At 38.9% G+C, this 1,997-nt stretch carries 1 protein-coding gene; it reads left to right on the top strand.

The genetic code is table 11. The annotated features are described in order from the left end of the window. Positions 1–1,566 precede the first annotated feature (1,566 nt). A partial coding sequence (locus tag ACK5JN_RS12695) for a hypothetical protein (protein ID WP_416870516.1) occupies positions 1,567–1,997 on the top strand: 431 nt, incomplete at its 3' end.

Genomic DNA, 1,997 nt, shown 5'->3' with positions numbered 1-1,997 from the left:
GCATATTTCTGAACGAATGGACAAAATCCCACAGATATCTAAAAGTAGTGTGACTGCGAATTTAGTTACAACTATTCAAAGACTAGACGTTCTTGATACTATAGGAGGGAAACAGGACTAAGCGTCATGGTAGGAAGATCAGGAAACAAGGCTGTTGGTTAGATATACGAAAATATTTCGATATTTTTCTAGTATTACGCTGATCTCAACATGGCTTTTCTTACCCTTTTCATCAGATAGAGCTTCTCATTCTGAGTAATTTGAATCGCGTATATACCCACCGCAATTTTTTTGGCTCGCGACGGGGGGTTTTCGAATTAGGTTAGGTAGGTTAGTCCCCGTTAGGTTAGGTAGGTAAGGTTAGGTTTGGTTAGGTTTAGTTTCCTTGATACCGTGAGTGCCTGATGGAGAGGTATTTTGTCAGAAGTACTTGTTTCTTTATGGTGGTGGGGAAGACCGGGTGGTTAAGGTCACGTTAGTTTTAGTTTATTTCTATCATGAGAGGACGAAACATGTTTTCTGGTAGACTGATGATTTCCGGGAAAAACAGGCATCATATGCATTTATAACAGGCTTAAAACTACCGGAAAAAAAATAGTTTCGTCCGGAATAGAGAGACCGGTGTAATACATACTAGAAATTTACTAATATTTCTTTAGTCACAGGGTGGTAGATTTCTGGAATGCATTGCCAGAGAGGGTAGTGAATAGCATCAGCTTGAGTATGTTTAAAAGCAGACTGGATAGGCACATGGATGCTATGGATTTGTTAGCTTAGAAAGGGGTCACATCTGCATGGGTGTATAGAAGGAAGGGCCCTCACAAACATGTAAATAATGTATAGCATTGCATGATAGTACTTTTGATATATGACATTCATGACAGGGCCCCATGGGTGGGTTTAAATAAAGCGAGTGAGTTGCATGCAGGACAGAGCGCTGTTGATGGGCAATAAATATAGAATTTGTATTTTATGTCATTATTGTATTGCATGTCAGACTATCTAGTGGTACTTTTAGTGCATGTATTTTGGAGGGTGTTCTGGTGACGAGGTCGCTCTGCGACTGACACAAGATGACCTTGTTGGGCCCTGGTGGCCCTTTGTTGTACTTAATTATGTTATGTTATGTTATGACTACTCTCATTGATTCTATTATTTCTTATTTTTTTCATTATATGTATGTGCATTTCACACTGCTCATTTCCCCCATACACCGAAGCTATATAGGTATTCTCTTTTCTTCATCAGATAGAACAGAAAGCAATGGACGATGGTGAAGATATGAGTGATGAGTCTTCTCGTTCTCACTAACCAGCCACACCTACTTGGAAAAAAGTGAAACATGTCACAAACAAGTCTTACTCCCAACAATTCAAGCAGTCATAGCAATGTGAGAAGCAATTTCGTAACTGGCTAAAAAATTCTCCCAAATCAACAGCAGGTAAAAATGTTGCATTTTGCTCTATTTGTAACATGGATGTGACGTGTGGTAGATCTGAGCTTTTACGCCATTCAAAATCACAGCGACACTTGAGGCTATCCAAACACCATGCCGGTCTTCAGAGTATGACCCATCATGTACTGTCAAATAATTCTGTTGGCAAAAGCGCTCGAAAATTTGAGCTGATGATGTGTGCATTTCTTTCAGAGCACTGTTTGCCAATATCACTCTCAAAGTCTCTAATTGATTTCTTTAAGACTTTGTTTTCTTGTACAGACAGTGAAGGTTTAAAGAGAGTATCACTAGGTAAGCAGAGAACAAGTAACATTATTAGACAAGTGTTTGGAAAACACTTTTCAGATGAGCTTTGTGCCAGTCTAAGAGAAAGAACGTTGTCTGTAATAACTGATGAAACCACAGACAAAAGTACAAAAAAACAACTATGCATACCGGCACGGTATTTTGATGAAAATGCTCTGAAAAGTTCCTTCTTAGATTTGGTAGAACTCCATTCATCAACTGCTCAAGACATTTTTGCTGCTATAAAGAGATGTTT

This window comes from Kluyvera sp., assembly GCF_047971185.1.
Classification (GTDB): Bacteria; Pseudomonadota; Gammaproteobacteria; order Enterobacterales; family Enterobacteriaceae; genus Kluyvera.
This window is presented reverse-complemented; position numbering and strand designations above follow the sequence as displayed.